Source organism: Iamia sp., from assembly GCF_035575815.1.
Classification (GTDB): domain Bacteria; phylum Actinomycetota; class Acidimicrobiia; order Acidimicrobiales; family Iamiaceae; genus Iamia.
The window spans coordinates 32,654-49,149 of sequence record NZ_DATLXO010000175.1; the positions used below are offsets into that span (position 1 = coordinate 32,654).

Consider the following 16,496-nt stretch of genomic DNA (forward strand, 5'->3'; position numbering starts at 1 on the left):
CCTATGGGCCGGCCCACCCTGATCCACAGCGGGTCCGGTCCGTCACGCTTCCGCGACGGTCGCGGCGCGTCTCGACCCCGAACCTCAGGTGCCGGCGAGGCGCTCGATCACCGGGGTCATGGCCTCGAGGTCGCTCAGGGCGATGCCGACCGCGCTGATGCCGTAGCGATCGCGCCGGGCGACGAGGTCGGCTGCGATCTCCTCTACCGAGCCGCACAGGGCGTGGGGTGTCTCCAGGGCCTCGGTCGGGCTGAGGCCGAAGCCCTCGGCGAGCAACTCGGCCGTGCCGGCGCGATCGTCGGTGACCACGATGAGGTGGACGCGGACCTGCAGCTCGATGGCGTCGAAGCGATCACCAGCGGCGGCTCGGATCCACCCGATCTTGCGCTCGGTGGCCGCGGCGGTGGCGTCGGGTCCGGCCGAGGCGTCGATGACGCCGTTGGGCAGCCGTGGGTTGAGCCCGATGACATCCGCGTGGCGACCGGCCAGCTCCAGCACCATGCGCCCGCCGCCGCCGACGACGATGGGCGGGTGCGGGGTCTGCACCGGCTTGGGGCTCCCACTCAGGCCGTCGACGCGGTAGTGCTCGCCGACGAAGGTGCAGGGCCCCTCGGAGAAGAGCCCCTTCACCACGCCGATGGCCTCCTCCAGCCGGGCGATCCGGGTGGGCGCGGGGTCGAAGGGAATGCCGGCGTGCTCGTAGTCCGAGGTCATCCACCCCGCGCCCAGCCCGAGCTCGAAGCGGCCGTCGGAGAGCACGTCGAGGGTGGCCGCCTCCTTGGCCATCACCGCCGGGTGGCGGTAGTCGTTGCAGAGCACCATCGACCCGATCCGCAGCGTGGTGGTGGCGTCGGCGGCGGCCATGAGCGAGGCGATGGGCGCCAGCTGGTCGTCGAGGTGGTCCGACACCGTCATGCGGTACACGCCGAGGTCCTCGAGCCGGCGGGCGAGGGTGGCCCACGACCGCCGGGTCACGAACGGCGGCGACGAGCACTGGACGCCGAAGCGGAACGGGCGGGGTGAGGTGGGCTCAGGCATCAGCATTTCGGGAACCTTCGCCGAATCGGCGTCGCTCCGTCGCGCTCAGCGCCACGAACCGACGCCGCTTCGGGCGCGCAGACCTGGGGTTAGGCGTCGCCGACGAGGTGGGGCACGGCGTCGCCGAGGAGCTCATCGACGGACTCCTCGCGGGCCGCGCCTTCGGGCCGCACGACGTACAGCTCGGCACAGTGCCACCCCTCCTCCTCCATCTCGTTGGGCAGGATCCCCCGATCCTCGAGGACCCCGAGCACGTGGTCGCGCTCGACGGCGTCGGCGAAGCGGCGTTGGCGGACGGCGTAGCCGTCCAGGCGCTCGGTGACGAGACCGTGCTCCTCGAGCGACTCCGCGATCGGGTCGAACCCGATCCAGCGCAGTGACAGGGCGGCGATCCACGGCGGGGCGTCGCAGGCCGAGACGATCTGCTCGAAGGTGCCCTCGTTCACGTAGCCAACGCCACCGGTGATGGTCACCAGGTCGACCGGTCCGAGCTGGGCCGCCACCTCACCGGGCACCGCCTCGGACTCGAGGTCGGCCACGATCCCGCCGTCGAGCAACCCGGCCTCGACCGCATAGCCCACGGCGTTCTCCGAGACGTCGAGGCCGAGCACCCGGCGGGCATCGGGGCGGCGGCGCGCGGCGAGCAGCTGACGGTCGGCGTCCACCAGCTCGCGGCGGGACAGGCCCTCGACGGCGGGCGAGGTGTAGTGGTGGCGCAAGTCTTCGAAGCTGAGGTCGTGGTTCAGGAGGGCGGCGTTGATGCCGTAGGAGCAACAGACGTCGAGCACCGTCGGAGGCCCGGAGCGCTCGTCGATCACATCGGAGAGGTGTCGGAACACGGCGGACCCGTGGGCCGGGACCTGGTAGGCGAGATCGCCCAGGTTGGCGTAGTACGCCCTCGGGTCGGTCGCGTTGTACTCATCGGTGAAGTCGGCTTTGGCCGTCATCGCGGTCTCCTCGTCAGTGGCGGGGTGACACGGCGGGTTCAGCGGGGGAGCAGCGGGCCGGGGTCAGCGACAGCGCCACGGGCTCGTCCTGCTCGTGGATCGGTACTGACCGTACAGGGAGATGGCGGAGCGGGACAACCATCGCCCTGACAGATGGCGACACATCCGGGCGGGACGCGGTGCCTGCGCCGCCGCGGCTCTCATCGTCCCGCCAAGGCAGCCCGGATGCTGGCGTCGAAGCCGATCTGGGCTGCGTCGAAGCCCCCTTCGGAGGCAAGGCGCTCGGCCGCCCCGCCGAGGACGTCGACGAGGTGGCGGCGCCCCTGTCGCCCCCACTCGTCGGTGACCCAGCGCTCGAAGAAGTGCGGCTCGCGCTCGGCGTGGGACCGGGGGGTCCGTGTCGCGATCACCTCGAGCATGGCCGCGGTGAGCTCGGGCACGCCCTGGCCGGTGCGAGCGCTGGTGCGGTGGATCGCCGGTGGCTCCTCGTCGAAGGGGCGGGCCAGGCCCAGGCTGGCCTTAAGGTGGTGGTAGCTGCGATCGGCCGACGGTTCGTCGCCCTTGTTGAGGACGAAGGCGTCGGGCACCTCGACGATGCCGGCCTTCAGGAACTGCACCTCGTCGCCGCCGAGGGGCTGGAGCACAAGGTAGACGCGATCTGCGAGGTGACGGATGTCGGCCTCGCTCTGGCCGATGCCGACCGTCTCGACCATCACGCACCGGAACAGCCGGGTGAGCAGGCGGCAGACCTGGAAGCTCGACGGCGACAGGCCGCCGAGCTCGGTCGCCGAGGCCTGGCTGCGGAAGAACAGACGCCGCTCGTCGAGTGGGCTGCGCATGCGGGTGCGGTCGCCGAGGAGGGCGCCACCGGAGACGGGGCTGGAGGGGTCGATGGCCAGCACCCCGATCGAGAGGTCGGGGTCGGCCGCCAAGAGGTCGAGGGTGAGCCGGGCCAGCAGGGTCGACTTCCCCGACCCGGGCGTGCCGGTGACGCCCAGCACCATGCACTCAGAGCACTCGTTGTCATCGAGGAGCTCGAGCACCCGAGCGCGCTCGGCCGCGGCCGACGGTCGGGAGTCCTCGAAGATCCCGATCAGCTCGGCGACGCCGGCCTTGTCGAGCGCCCGACCCCGCTCGACGAGGTCCGCGAGCCCATCGGACCCGCGGCTCAACGGTGCACCACCTCGTCGTGGGTCACGTCCGGCCGCGCTCGCTCACGCCGCGCTGGGGGCGGCCGCGGTCTCGATGACGTCGGTGATCGACTCCATGATGTCCATCAGCTCGAAGTCGGCCGGCGTGAACACGCGCTCGACGCCGATGGCGGCCAGCTTCTCGAAGTCCGACGGCGGGATGATGCCGCCGAACACGACCCGGACGCGCTCGGCGCCGTTGGCGCGCAGCCCGTCGACGATCTGACGGGCCAGCTCCATGTGGCTGCCCGAGAGCACGGAGGCACCGATCAGGTCGACGCCCTCCTCCACCGCGGACTGGACGATGTCGGCCGGGCTCAGGCGGATGCCAGAGTAGACGACGTCGAAGCCGACGTGGCGGGCCGAGACGGCGATCACCTCGGCCCCGTTGGAGTGGCCGTCGAGCCCGGGCTTGCCGACGAGGATCTTGGGCCGGTGGCCGAGGGTGTCGGCCAGGCCCTCGACGCGGGCACGCAGGGCTTCGACCCGGTCACCGCTCAGGCCGAGGCGCTGGCCCTCGACGCCGGTGGCGGGCCGGTACTCGCCGAACACGTCGCGGAGGGCCCCGGCCCACTCGCCGGTGGTGACCCGGGCGAGGGCGCACTCGATCGACGGCTCCATCATCGACGAACCGTCGCGAGCCGCGGCCTTGAGGGCGGCGATGGCGGCCTCGGCGCGGGCCCCGTCGCGGGTGGCGCGCACGGTGTCGAGGTTGGCCATGGCCTCGGCGATGGCGGTCTCGTCGAGCGTGAAGAGCCCGCCGTCCTCGCCACCGAGCAGGGGGGACGGGATGCCGTCGGTCCACCGGTTGAGGCCCACGACGATCTGCTCGCCGTCGTTGATGCGCGTGACGCGCTCGGACATCGAGCGCACCAGGGCCGACTTCAGGTAGCCCGACTCGATGGCGGGGATCACCCCGCCCATGCCGAGGATGGTCTCGATCTCGGCCCGGGCGTCGCGCGTGAGCTCGGCCACCTTGGACTCGACCACGACCGAGCCCTCGAAGAGGTCGGGGTACTCGAGCAGGTCGGTCTCATAGGCGAGGATCTGCTGCAGGCGCAGCGACCACTGCTGGTCCCACGGGCGGGGGAGCGACAGGGCCTCGTTCCACGCCGGCAGCTGCACGGCCCGGGCCCGGGCGTCGCGGCTGAGGGTGACGCCGAGGGTCTCGATCAAGATGCGCCAGGCGTTGTTCTCGGGCTGGCTCTCGGTCAGCCCGAGGGAGTTGACCTGCACGCCGTAGCGGAACCGGCGGTACTTGGGATCGGTGACGCCGAAGCGGTCACCGGTGTATTCCTCCCACAGCTCGCCGAAGGCGCGCATCTTGCACATCTCCTCGACGAAGCGGATGCCCGAGTTCACGAAGAAGCTGATGCGCCCGACGGCCCGGGCGAACTGCTCGTCGGTGAAGTGGCCCCGCTCCTTGATGAGGTCGAGGAGGCTGATGGCGTTGGCCAGGGAGAAGGCCAGCTCCTGGGTGGGCGTCGCCGCCGCCTCCTGCAGGTGGTACGAGCAGATGTTGGATGCGTTCCACGACGGGATCTCCTCCAGGCAGTACTCGTACATCTCGGCGATGATCCGCAGACTGTCGGCCGGCGGGAAGATGTAGGTGCCCCGCGCCAGGTACTCCTTGATGAGGTCGTTCTGGGTGGTGCCGGTGAGCTCGGCGGGCGGAACGTCGCGCTCGCGGGCCAGGGCCACGTAGAGGGCGAGCAACCACATGGCGGTGCCGTTGATCGTCATCGAGGTGTTCATCTTCTCGATGGGGATCTCGTCGAACAGGACGTGCATGTCGTCGAGGCTGGTGATGGGCACGCCGACCTTGCCGACCTCGGGGCGGGCGATGGGGTCGTCGGAGTCGTAGCCGCACTGGGTGGGCAGGTCGAAGGCGATCGACAGGCCGGTCTGGCCGGCGGCCAGGTTCGAGCGGTACAGCTGGTTCGACGCCTTGGGGCTGGAGTGACCGGAGTAGGTGCGGATGATCCAGGGGCGCTCGGTGGTGGGGTCGCCCTCGGCGTCGTAGAGGCGGTGGGCCTCGCGCTCGGTCGGCGTCTCGTCCGCGTCGGTCATGGCACCAAGGTACGCCCGCCCCTGCAGACGTCCCACTCCGGGGTCGGCACCGGAGCGTGAGCTCTGGACGGCGAACGTTCCCCCGGGGTGGCAACCGTCCCCGGTCGGGAGCTGGGCCGAGGGTTCGAGTGGGCTTGGGGCGGCGCCCGGCGAGCCATAGCGTTGCTCACCCATGCTGTCCGCTCCCTCGGCGTCGAGGGGCACCTCACCGCTCGTGGTGCAGTGCCTCGTGTTCGCCTCGTTCGCGGCACCGCTGGCCATGTACGGCGCAGCCTGGCCGGACGCCAGGAGCCTCTTCGACCAGTCCTCGGCCGCCCTCGGCACCGTCGCCACCGCCTACGGCATCGGCCGCATGGCGACCTCGGCGTCAGCCCTCGCCGTGCTGTCCCGCGTCCACGTGCGCCCCGCGACCACGGCCCTGTGCCTTGTGCTCGCCGCGGTCGACGTCCTCATCTCCTCCACCCGGTCGTTCCCGGTGCTGCTGGCTGCGGTCGGCACCGTCGGTCTCCTGAGCGGCGTCCTCGACTCGCTGGGCAACCGCTACCAGACGGTGGTGCGCGACATGCGCCGGGCGGGCCTGATGTTCGGCGCCTACGGGCTCGGCGCCACCCTCGGACCGGCGCTCATCTCGATCACCTCGTGGCGCGTCGGCTTCCTCGCCGCCGCCGTCGTCGCCCTGGCCGCCGCGGCGGCCGCCGCCAACCCCGCCGTGGGGTGGCCCGACGGACTGGCGGAGGGCTCGCGCCGGGACCGTCGGGCCCGATCCGCCGGCCCCGTCCGGTTCGACGGCCGGGCCGTGGCCCTCTCCCTCGCCCTGGCGGGCACGTTCGTCGGCCTCGAGGCCCTGACGGGCAACTGGATGGCCACCTACTTCGAGGACCACCGGGGGTCCTCGGGTCGGGCTGCGGGGCTGGCGGTCAGCGGCTTCTGGGCCGGTGTGACCGTCGGTCGACTGGGGCTCAGCCGGGTGCGGGGTTCCGCCGCCCGGGTGCTCATCTGGGGATCGGTCGCGGTGGTCGGGGCCTACGCCCTCATCCCGGTCCTGCCCACGCCGGCCGCCCTGCCGGCGCTGGCCGGGGCCGGCGTGGTGCTTTCTGTCATCCTCCCGACCGTGCTCTCGACCACGGCCGACCGCGTCGGTCGGGTCGCGGCCGGTCGGGTGAGCGGCTGGCAGCTGGTGGCGGCCAACTCCGCCGCCATCACCCTCATCGCCCTCGTGGGGGTGAGCGTCTCGCGCTGGGGCGGGGGCATCCCGATGATCGCCCTGATGGTGCTCGCGGTGCTCGGCGTGCCGCTGTGCTGGTCCGCGGCCCGCAGGCAGGAGACCGCACCCGCCGAGCCGCGGGCGGACCCGGTGGCGCCGCCCGCCTGACGGCTCTCCACCCCGGGGCCGATCCCTGAGGCAGACTCCGGGCGTGGCCGGGCCCTGCGACTCCGACGCTGCGGTGCTCATCCGGCTGCGGCAGGTCTTTCACGCATTGCCGGAGGTGACCGAGCGCCTCAGCCACGGCTCACCGACGTTCTTCGTGCGCGGCAAGAAGACGTTCGTGATGTTCCTGGACGACCACCACGGCGACGGCATCGTCGGTCTCTGGTGCGCGGCGCCGCTCGGCGCGCAGGCCGAGCTGGTGGACACCGAGCCCGAGCGCTTCTTCATCCCGCCCTACGTCGGCCACCGCGGCTGGCTCGGGGTGCGACTGGACGTCGACGTCGACTGGGGCGAGGTGGCCGACATCGTCATCGACGCCTACTGCCAGGTCGCCCCCAAGGCCCTCGTGCGCCAGGTGCGCGGGGAGACATGACGGAGCCCGCCCTGGGCGGACCCTTGCCATCGTGTGTTAGGTATGCTTATCATCAGGGCCGGGAGCCATCCGAACGAGGCGGTTCCCGTGCCACCGCGTGACCGACCCGAGTGGATCCGGGCCAGGAGCGCGATGTGAGCCATCCCCGTGGTGGCGCCGGGCCCCGTGGATCCGGCCCGACGCCACCACCGGATGAGCGTCTCCGGACGAGCGACGTCAGCGCGCCCGACCCAGGCGACCGGCCTGGAAGTCGTCGTGGGCCTGGCGCAGCTCGGCGCGGGTGTTCATCACGAACGGGCCCATCATGGCGACCGGCTCGCGGATGGGACGCCCACCGAGGAGGAGCACCTCGAGCGCTTCGGTCCGGCTGTCCTGGGTGGCGGACGCGGCCACGGCGACGGACTCCCCGGGGCCGAAGACGACGGTCTGGCCGGCCGCGACGGGGCGCCGGTCGGGACCGACGTCGCCCACCCCGGCGAGGACGTAGGCGAGGGCGTTGTAGCCCTCGGGCCACCGCAGCACGAGCTCGGCGCCGGCGGCGACGGTGGCGTGCACCATGGCCATGGGGGTCCGGGTCGACCCCGGGCCCCGCATCCCGGCCACCTCACCGGCGATCACCCGCACCAGCGAGCCGGCGTCGGGAGAGGCGGCCAACGTGACCTCGCCGGAGCGGAGGTCCTGGTAGCGGGGGGTGGACATCTTCTCCGCGGCCGGCAGGTTCACCCACAGCTGGATGCCGTGGAACAGGCCGCCGCTGGTGACGAGCGCCTCGGGCGGCCGCTCGATGTGGAGCAGACCCGACCCGGCGGTCATCCACTGCGTGTCGCCGTTGGTGATGACGCCGCCGCCCTCGGAGTCCTGGTGCTCCATGGTGCCGTCGATCATGTAGGTGACGGTCTCGAAGCCGCGGTGCGGGTGCCACGACGTGCCCTTGGGCTCGCCCGGGGCGTAGCTGACCTCGCCCATCTGGTCCATGTGGATGAACGGGTCGAGGTCGGCGAGGTCGACGCCGGCGAAGGCCCGGCGCACCGGGAAGCCCTCGCCCTCGAACCCCGCCGGGGCGGTGGTGAGCGAGCGCACGGGGCGGGAGCGGTCCCTCGGGCTGGGAGCGATGCGCTCGAGGGTCGTGAGGTCCGAGACGGTGGTGGCGGGCATGGGTGCCTCCTCAGAACTTCTTGTCTGCGCAAACACTCTGTTGGGGCGGGTATTCCGCGCTGGTCGCCCAGCTTGAGCGGGCCCTCGTGCGGAGCCTGCGGCGCTACCCGCGGTCGCTGCGGTCAACCACCGCCCTCGCGCCCCGTGGCGCTGCGCTCGCGCCGGCGGGGTGGTGGAGCACGGTGGGGGCGTCGCGGCCCCGCAGGGTGACCACCTGCCCGGGCCCCCACCGCGCCGCTTCGCGCCGATCCGCGGCCGCGACCGCCTCACCCGACGCCAGCACCCGACCGGGGACCGCCTTGGCCCGCTCGCTCAGCCGGGCCGCGGCGTTCACCGGGTCGCCGATCACCGTGTACTCGAAGCGCTCCTCGGCGCCGATGTTGCCGGCTACCGCCGGTCCGGCATCGACGCCGATGCCGGCCTGGCAGTCGGGCACCTCCGCCTCGAGGCGTCGGGCCAGGTTTCGGGCCGCGGCGAGGGCGGAGCCGGCGGGATCCGCCCGTGCGTCGGGGGCACCGAAGATGGCCAGGGCCGCGTCGCCCTGGAACTTGTTGATCCACCCGCCGTGGTCGTCGACCGCCGCGACCACGACCGAGAAGAACCGGTTCAGCACATCGACCACCTCGGCCGGCGGGCGTTCGACGGCCAACCGGGTGGACCCGACGATGTCGACGAAGAGCACGGCGACGTCTCGCACCTCTCCGCCGAGCGGCATGTCGCGGTCGAGGGCGTCGCGCGCCACCCCGGCGCCCACGTGACGCCCGAAGAGGTCACGGATCCGCTCCTGCTCGCGCAAGCCCTCCACCATGCGGTTGAAGCCGTCCTGCAGGAGGCCCATGTCGCTGCCGTCGTAGACGGGGATCTCGACCTCGAGGTCTCCGTCCTGCACCCGGCTCAGTCCCTCGCGCACCGAGCGGACCGGGTCCGACACGGAGCGGGCGCCGAGGACCGTCACCCACAGCCCGACGGTCAGCACCACCGCGCCGAGGCAGATCATGGTGACCGAGAGCGAGACCCGGCTGGCCGTGCCCTCGGCCAGGCCGAGGATGCCGGTGATGACGAGGCCGAGCACGGGCACCCCGCTGCCGAGGGCCCAGGCGAGCAGCTGACGGGCCGCAACCCCCGGCAGGCGCGGCCGCTCGACGGCGCCCTCGGCCAGCGCCCGGGCCGCAACGGGCCGCATGAGGCGCTCGGTGGTGAGGTAGGCGACGGCGCTGGTCGAGAGCCCGCCGAGCACGACGGTGAAGCCGACCCTGCTGATCAGTCGGGCGGAGATGAAGCCGTTGACGATCGAGAACAGCACCGCGGAGGCGAACCACAGCGTCAGCTGCACCCGGAAGACCCGTAGCGGGCTGCGGAGGACGGCGACCTCCTCCTCCGGTGTGGGCGCCCGCTCCTCGAGGAGCCACCGCCGGGCCGGGCCCATGGTGCGCGCGCTCCAGATCGTCCCGACGGCCACGGCGACCGGCAGCCAGATCGCGACGCCGACGGCGTTGGCCAGCACCACCTGGTCCTCCTGCGGGATGGGGTCGCTCGGGAGCACCCACACCGCGAAGGCGAACACGATCACGGCGCCGATGAGGTTCGTGAGCGCGGACGACAGGGCGATCCTCACCTGCACCCGACGCGACAGGCGGCGGCCGCCGTGACGGTGGCCGTCGGGGTCGGGCCCGCTCGGTGTGCGGTGGCGCGGGCGCCGGTGTCGCCGGGTCATGTCTGCTCGGGCCCGAGGCGACGGGCGGCACGGGGGTCGACGGGACCTGCCACCTCAGGGTGCAGGATCGACGCCAGCACGCGGGCCGCCTGAACCGCGACGGGCGTGCAGCGGGAGAACACGCGCGTGGCGTCGGTGGCCCACGTCCGGCCCTCGGCGACGGCGCGGAGGCCGGTCAGCTCGGGGCGCGCCAGCAGGGCGCGACCCTCGTGGGTGGCGGCGTCGAGGTCGTAGCCGCAGGGGAGGAAGACGATCACGTCGGGATCCGCGGTCGCCACCTCGTCCCAGCTCACCCGGCGCGACGGGGCACCCGGCGCGCCGAGGGCATCGATGCCGCCGGCGACCTCGAGCAGCTCGGGCACCCAGTGCCCGGCGACGAAGGGAGGATCGCCCCACTCGAGCAGCAGCGCCCGGGGGCGGGGCTGGCCGGCGACGGTGGCCCGCACCGCCGCCAGGCCGTCGTCGAGGGCCGCGATGGCCGCCTCGGCTCGATCAGGGCCCTCACCGCCGAGGGCCCGGCCCACGGTGCGCAGGTCGGTGCGCAGGCCGTTCAGGTCGACGGCGCCGAGGCGGACGACCTCGGTCCCCTCGGGCACCTCGCAGGCCACCTGGTCACCGGTGACCGCGCACACGTCGCAGACGTCCTGGGCCACCACGACCCCGGGCGCAAGGCGGTGCAGGGCGGCCCGGTCGGTCAGGTAGAGGGGGGCATCCGCGGCCCGGGCGGCGGAGACCGCGGCGTCGAGGGCGGCGGGATCGGCCGCGGCGCGCCCCGGATCGGGTGCGCCGGGCACCGCAGAACGGGTGAGGATCGGTCGGCCGGTGACCGCCGGGTGGTCGCACTCGTGGCTGATGCCGATGATGCGGTCGGCCGCGCCGAGCGCCACGACTAGGTCCGTCGCGGAGGGGACCATGGTGGCCACCGTGCGCCCGTCGGGCCCGCCCCTCGTCCCGTGTGCCATGGCGACAGCCTGGCACCCGGGCCTCGGCCCGGTCGCTCCCGCCGCCGGTACATGCCGGCGGTCGGGTCCTCGAGGGTGGTGGGGGAGATCGCCGGTCTTTGATGCCGCTGCAGTAGAACGGCGCTTCGTCCACTGCCCACCCCGGAGCGTGCACCATGGCCATCGACTTCACCCTGGAACCGGAGATCGAGGAGCTCCGCATGCGGGTGCGGGCCTTCGTCACCGACGTGGTCAAGCCCGGTGAGGCCCAGATCGGCGCCCTCGACACCGGCATCGAGCGCGACGAGTACGTGAAGATCCTCATCGGCATGCGGGGCGAGGCCCAGAAGGCGGGGCTCTGGCTGCCCCACATGCCCGAGGAGTGGGGCGGCATGGGCTTGGGCCACGTCAGCCTGGCCATGGTGCAGGCCGAGGGGGCCAAGTCGAGCTGGGGTCCGTGGGTGATGAACTGCCAGGCCCCTGACGAGGGCAACATGCACACGCTGTTGCACTGGGGCACCGACGCGCAGAAGGAGACGTACCTGCGCCCGCTGTGCGAGGGCCGGGTGATGAGCTGCTTCGCCATGACCGAGCCCGAGGTGGCCGGATCGGACCCGACCCTCATCAAGACCAACGGGTACCCCGACGGCGACGAGTGGGTCCTCAACGGCCACAAGTGGTTCATCTCCAACGCGCACCGGGCCGGGTTCGCCATCCTCGTGGCCCGCACCGAGGACGACCCCGACCTGCCCCAGGCGGCCAACACCGCGTTCATCGTCGACATCCCGACCGAGGGCTGGACCGAGGTGCGCCAGATCGAGACCATGCACGGCTCGACCGGCCACTCCGAGATCCGCATCGAGGATCTGAGGGTGCACCAGGACCAGATGCTCGGCGGCCGGGGCCAGGGCCACCTGCTGGGCCAGTACCGCCTCGGTCCGGCGCGTCTGGCGCACTGCATGCGGTGGATCGCCCAGGCCGAGACCGCCCTCGACATGATGGTCGAGCGCTCCCTCGACCGCTACGCCCACGGGTCGCTCCTCGCCGAGAAGCAGGGCATCCAGTGGATGATCGCCGACTCCGCCATGGAGCTCTACCAGGGAAAGCTGATGGTCCTGCACGCGGCGTCGAAGATCGACGCCGGGGTCGACTTCAAGTCCGAGGTGTCGATGGCCAAGCACTTCGTGGCCAACGCCCTGGGCCGCATCATCGACCGCTCGATCCAGGTCCACGGTGCCCTCGGCTACTCGACCGACACCCCGCTGGCGGGCATGTACCAGCACGCCCGTTGGGCCCGCTTCGCCGACGGCGCCGATGAGGTCCACCAGATGCGCATCGCCCAGCGCACCATCGCGGCGTGGAAGGACCACGGCTCCACCCGCACCGCCACCGGCGACCTCCCCATCTGACGCCCCGCCCCATCCCCGTTCCGCCCGAAGTGGTCGCCATCGCCGTCGCGGGAAGCGACGGATCCCGCGACCATCCTTCGGGGTGGGGCCGGGGTGGGGCCGGGCTTCGATCGAAGTGGTCGCGATCGACGTCCCTCGAGCGACGGGTTTCGCGACCAGTTCGGGTGCGGCCGGGGTTTCGGGAGGGTCAGCTCGGGCTGCTCCGGTGTCAGGCGTCGGGGTCGGGCTCGGTTGGGGGCGGGGTGGGCTCGAGGGGAGCGACGGGGAGGAACAGCGCCGCGGTCTCGGCGCCGCCGTCGACCTCCACGACCTTGCCCGTGACCCACCCGCCGGCGGGCGAGAGCAGCCACAGGGCCGCAGCGGCGATGTCGGTGGGGTCACCGGCGCGACCCATGGGTGTGCCCGCCTCGAGGGTGGCGCGCATGGCGTCGTCGTCGAGGACCACGTCGAGGGCGCGGGTCGCCACCGCTCCGACCGACAGGGCGTTCACCCGCACCCGCGGCGCCCACTCGACGGCGAGGCTCTGGGTGAGCTTGTTGAGCGCCGCCTTGGCGGTGCCGTAGGCGGCGAGGCCGGGGACGTTCTGCTGGCTCGAGCGCGACGAGATGTTGAGGATGGCGCCCGAGCCGGTGGTGTCGACCATGGCCCGGGCGGCGCGGACCGAGAGCAGGAACGGGCTCACCGCGTTGAAGGCGAGCGCCCGCTCCAGGAACCGCCGACTGGTGTCGACCGCGGCGCGGGGCGGGGTGCCGCCGGCGTTGTTCACGAGCAGGTCGAGGTGGCCCAACTCCCGGACGGACCGGGCGACCAGGCGGTCGAGGTCATCGTCGACCATCACGTCGGTCACCACGGCCATGGCCCGGCGCCCCATGGCCAGGATCTCCTCTGCCACCGCATCGATGTCGGCCTCGGTGCGCGCCGCGACCACCACGTCGGCGCCGGCCTCGGCGAGGACGAGGGCGGTGGCCCGGCCGATGCCGTGCCCTGCCCCGGTGACGATGGCCACCTGACCGTCGAGGCGGAAGCGGTCGAGGATCATGCGCGCGGGCTGGCTCCAAGGGCGGGGGACGCGACGGGTTCTGACGACGCCTCAGGCTATGGGTCGGCCGAGGGCGTAGCAGGCGATGCCGGCGGCCACGCCGACGTTGAGCGAGTCGACGCCGGCGGCCAGAGGGATGCGGACCCGCACGTCGGCGGCCGCCTCGGCCTCGGCGGTGAGCCCCGGCCCCTCCGAGCCGAGCACTAGGGCGAGGCGATCGTCGGGTCCGATGCGAGCGGCGAGCTCGGGGAGCGTCAGCGCGTCGGCGGCCGGGGTGAGGGCGACGACGGTGAACCCGGCCGCCCGCACCGGCGCCAGACCCTCAGGCAGTCGGTCGACCCTCGCGTGGGGGAGAGCGAAGCCCTCGCCCATCGACGCCCGGTTGGCCCGCCGGTACAGCGGGTCACACGACGTGGGGTCGAGCAGCAGGGCGTCGATGCCGAGGGCGGCGGCGCTGCGCACGATCACGCCCAGGTTGGTGGGGTTGACGATGGCTTCGCCGAGCACCACCCGACGGGCTCCGGCCAGCACCTGCTCCGGGGTCGGGAGCGGCCGGCGGGCGAAGGCGACCAGTGCCCCCCGGTGCATCTGGTAGCCGGTGACCGCCGGGATCACCCGCGGGCCGGCCCGGTACACCGGCACCGTCGGGTCGAGGCCGGGGGGCAGGGGGTCGCGGCGCGAGGCATCGACGAAGACCGACAGCGCCCGGTAGCCCGCCGCCAACGCCCGGCCGGCCACCAGCTCACCCTCGGCCACGAAGACGCCGTCCATGTCGCCCCCCGGTGCCTCGCGCCGGCGGCGCAGGTCGTGGTCGCGCAGGCCCATGAAGAGCGAGATCCTCGGGTCGTCGGGCTCCTCCACGGCGATGTCGACCACCCCGTGATCTTGACAGCGCCCCGTCCCCCGCCTCGCGCACCGACGACGAGCAACGGTCAGGCGCCGGCCCCCGAGCGTCAGCGCGCCGGACGCGTCCTCAAGCCGAGTGCTCGGCCAGGGTGATGCCGACCTCGGCGGCATCGGCTGCGGTGCCCGGTGCGGCGAGCGACGGATCGTCGTCCACGGTCGGGTCGACGGCGCTGCGGGCCCGGCTCACGCGGACGGCGACCACCGCGACCCCGGCCGCGACCAGGTTCCCGATGAACCACGACACGCTGGCCCCGTCGATGCCGTCGTCGGGCACGAGGATCAGGGCCGGCACGACGATGGCGACGGTGAGCGAGAGGGTGATGGCCACCGTCGCGGTGTGGCGGTGGAGGATGCGCACCTCGGAGAGCAGCAGCGAGGTGATGGCCCACGGGATGCCGGCGGCGACCATCGCCGGCAGCACCCGCGCCGCGTCGGCGTACCCGTCGCCGTAGATGGCGGTGACGACGTCGCGACCGACGGCCACAGCGACGGCCCCGACCACCATCAGTCCCACGGCCAACACCAGGGCCAGGCGGACCTGTGAGCGCAGGTGGGCGCCGTCGCGGCCGCCCTCGGCGAGCAGGGCCTGTCCCAGCGCGGTGGGTACGTAGAAGGCCACGGCCACGATGCCCCATGCCACGTTGAAGCTGGCGTAGCTCTCCGACGACACATAGGTGAGCACGATCACCGGCAGGGCGAAGTAGGGCGCCTGGTAGGCCAGCGTCGAGAGGTAGTTCACCGCCGAGTAGCGCGCTGCGGCACGGGCCGCGACGGGGCGGGGCCCGAGGCGGAGGCGGCCGCCGGCCAGGCGCGGCGCGACTGCGGCGCTGAGGAAGCCGGAGACGGCGACGGGCCCGCCGGCGAACACGAAGAGCCACAGCGAGCGGTGGTCGTGGTCGCGCATGAGGAACAGGAGCGGTAACCGGGCCAGGCCCACGAGGGTGATGCGCACCATCACCAGGTTCCAGCGCCGGGCGGTCATGCACCGCACGTCGGCGATCATCGACAGGGCGGCGCCGACCACCAGCACCGCGAAGAGCAGCGGACCGCCGACTGTGTTCCAGTCGGTGAGCACGTCGGTGGCTGACGAGTGCAGCACGGCCACGTAGACCAGCCCGAGGGCGGCGCCGGCGATGGAGGTGGCGATGGCCGCCCAGGTAAAGGTGGCGTCGGAGTCGTCGTCGCGATCCGCGGCGTAGCGGGCGAGCGCGACGGGCAGGCCGAGGCCGCCGAGGTAGGTCACGAACAGGACGGACTGGAAGAGCTTGGCCGCGGCACCGACGTCGCCCTCGGTGTCGAGCTTGGCCGCGATGAGCCAGAAGATGGCGCCCGATGCAGCCTGGATCGCCGCCCCCACGACGAGCATCGCCGAGCCGGTCAGGAGGTGGCGGTGCCCCTGGGCGCGGCGCAGGCGCGCGATGGGGGCACCGGTCCTCACAGGGGAGGGATGCTACCGGTCACCACCTGGCCCGTCGGCATCTCGTCCTGACCCCGCCCGGGCGGCTCGCGCCCCGCCGTCGACCCCCCTTCGCGAGCGCGGAACTGACCGAGCGGTCAAGGCGACCGGTAACGTCGTCCCGATGACCGCCCCCACCGCTCCGCCCACCATCGTCGTCGGCGGTCGGGCCCGGCTGGAGGGTGAACCCGCACCCGCGGGGGTCGACGCCCACCATCACCCCGGCGCCCGGCGCCCCGACCGGCACCGGTGGATCGACAGCCACGGGTTGCGCCTGAGCGTGTGGGAGTGGGGCGACCCCGAGGCGCCTCCGGTGCTCTTCGCCCACGGCGGGTTCGACTTCGCCGGCACCTACGACGCCCTGGCCCCCCTCGTGGCCGACGGTGGCTGGCGCGTCGTCGCCTGGGACCAGCGGGGCCACGGCGACTCCGACCACGCCATGCTCTACTCGTGGGAGGCCGATCTGCGCGACGCGGCGGCGGTGCTGACCACGGTCGCCGACGGCGCCGTCCCGGTGCTCGGCCACAGCAAGGGCGGCGCCCTCTCACTCCAGCTGGCCGACGCCTGCCCCCACCGCGTCAGCCACGTGGTCAACCTCGACGGCCTGCCCTCGGCCCGCAGCTGGCCCGACGTGCCCGAGCACCACCGGACCCGTCTGCGAGCCGAGGAGCTGGCGGCCTGGCTCGACCACCGCGGCACGGCCGGGGACGCGGCCCGCCGGCCCGGGACGATCGACGAGCTGGCCGCGCGACGGGGCCGCATGAACCCCCGCCTCGACCCGAGCTGGCTGCGCTACGTCGTGCCCATCGGCGCCGGTCGCGCCGAGGAC

The 16,496-nt window shown here is 73.1% G+C and carries 14 protein-coding genes; 4 read left to right on the forward strand and 10 right to left on the reverse strand.

Going from position 1 to position 16,496, the window contains the following annotated elements; genetic code table 11:
• Positions 1-84 precede the first annotated feature (84 nt).
• The 4 genes from VNL12_RS17920 to VNL12_RS17935 all read right to left on the reverse strand — a co-directional run bounded on the left by VNL12_RS17920 (position 85) and on the right by VNL12_RS17935 (position 5,245).
• Positions 85-1,038 carry an LLM class F420-dependent oxidoreductase gene (locus tag VNL12_RS17920; RefSeq protein WP_325596312.1) on the reverse strand — a complete coding sequence of 318 codons (954 nt, stop codon included), beginning with the start codon at positions 1,036-1,038 and terminating at the stop codon, positions 85-87.
• Between the two features lie 89 nt (positions 1,039-1,127).
• The gene (locus VNL12_RS17925) at positions 1,128-1,985 is read right to left on the reverse strand and encodes a hypothetical protein (RefSeq protein ID WP_325596313.1); all 858 of its coding nucleotides are present in this window, start codon (positions 1,983-1,985) and stop codon (positions 1,128-1,130) included.
• 200 nt (positions 1,986-2,185) lie between these two features.
• On the reverse strand, positions 2,186-3,157 hold the full coding sequence (locus VNL12_RS17930; protein WP_325596314.1) for a hypothetical protein: 972 nt from the start codon (positions 3,155-3,157) through the stop codon (positions 2,186-2,188).
• A gap of 42 nt (positions 3,158-3,199) precedes the next feature.
• The gene (locus VNL12_RS17935; protein WP_325596315.1) at positions 3,200-5,245 is read right to left on the reverse strand and encodes a protein meaA; all 2,046 of its coding nucleotides are present in this window, start codon (positions 5,243-5,245) and stop codon (positions 3,200-3,202) included.
• Positions 5,246-5,417: 172 nt separating this feature from the next.
• Here VNL12_RS17935 and VNL12_RS17940 point away from each other — a divergent pair, with 172 nt between their 5' ends.
• Complete coding sequence (locus VNL12_RS17940; RefSeq protein WP_325596316.1) at positions 5,418-6,617, forward strand: MFS transporter; 1,200 nt, start codon at positions 5,418-5,420, stop codon at positions 6,615-6,617.
• Between the two features lie 43 nt (positions 6,618-6,660).
• A complete protein-coding gene (locus tag VNL12_RS17945; protein WP_325596317.1) occupies positions 6,661-7,047 on the forward strand; it encodes an MmcQ/YjbR family DNA-binding protein in 387 nt (128 codons plus the stop codon).
• A 216-nt stretch (positions 7,048-7,263) separates the two neighbouring features.
• On the opposite strand, the gene VNL12_RS17950 is transcribed toward VNL12_RS17945, so the two are convergent.
• The 3 genes from VNL12_RS17950 to VNL12_RS17960 form a co-directional block, all read right to left on the reverse strand.
• A complete protein-coding gene (locus VNL12_RS17950) occupies positions 7,264-8,202 on the reverse strand; it encodes a pirin family protein (RefSeq protein ID WP_325596318.1) in 939 nt (312 codons plus the stop codon).
• A 103-nt stretch (positions 8,203-8,305) separates the two neighbouring features.
• Entirely contained in the window at positions 8,306-9,916 is a 1,611-nt protein-coding gene (locus tag VNL12_RS17955) for an adenylate/guanylate cyclase domain-containing protein (RefSeq protein WP_325596319.1), read from the reverse strand.
• Positions 9,913-10,878, reverse strand: a complete 966-nt coding sequence (locus VNL12_RS17960) for an ABC transporter substrate-binding protein (RefSeq protein WP_325596320.1) — start codon at positions 10,876-10,878, stop codon at positions 9,913-9,915. The genes VNL12_RS17955 and VNL12_RS17960 overlap by 4 nt, the downstream gene beginning before the upstream one ends.
• Before the next feature lie 155 nt (positions 10,879-11,033).
• On the opposite strand from VNL12_RS17960, the gene VNL12_RS17965 reads away from it, so the two are divergent.
• The gene (locus VNL12_RS17965; RefSeq protein WP_325596321.1) at positions 11,034-12,266 is read left to right on the forward strand and encodes an acyl-CoA dehydrogenase family protein; all 1,233 of its coding nucleotides are present in this window, start codon (positions 11,034-11,036) and stop codon (positions 12,264-12,266) included.
• Between the two features lie 208 nt (positions 12,267-12,474).
• Here the strand turns inward: VNL12_RS17965 and VNL12_RS17970 are convergent, their stop codons facing one another.
• The 3 genes from VNL12_RS17970 to VNL12_RS17980 form a co-directional block, all read right to left on the reverse strand.
• Complete coding sequence (locus tag VNL12_RS17970; RefSeq protein ID WP_325596322.1) at positions 12,475-13,305, reverse strand: glucose 1-dehydrogenase; 831 nt, start codon at positions 13,303-13,305, stop codon at positions 12,475-12,477.
• A 51-nt stretch (positions 13,306-13,356) separates the two neighbouring features.
• Positions 13,357-14,181: an RNA methyltransferase gene (locus tag VNL12_RS17975; RefSeq protein WP_325596323.1), complete on the reverse strand. Its 825-nt coding sequence runs from the start codon at positions 14,179-14,181 to the stop codon at positions 13,357-13,359.
• A 97-nt stretch (positions 14,182-14,278) separates the two neighbouring features.
• On the reverse strand, positions 14,279-15,649 hold the full coding sequence (locus VNL12_RS17980; RefSeq protein ID WP_325596324.1) for a hypothetical protein: 1,371 nt from the start codon (positions 15,647-15,649) through the stop codon (positions 14,279-14,281).
• A 142-nt stretch (positions 15,650-15,791) separates the two neighbouring features.
• Between VNL12_RS17980 and VNL12_RS17985 the strand changes: the two genes are divergently transcribed.
• Positions 15,792-16,496, forward strand: a 705-nt coding sequence (locus VNL12_RS17985) for an alpha/beta fold hydrolase (protein WP_325596325.1), incomplete at its 3' end; no start/stop codon positions are given.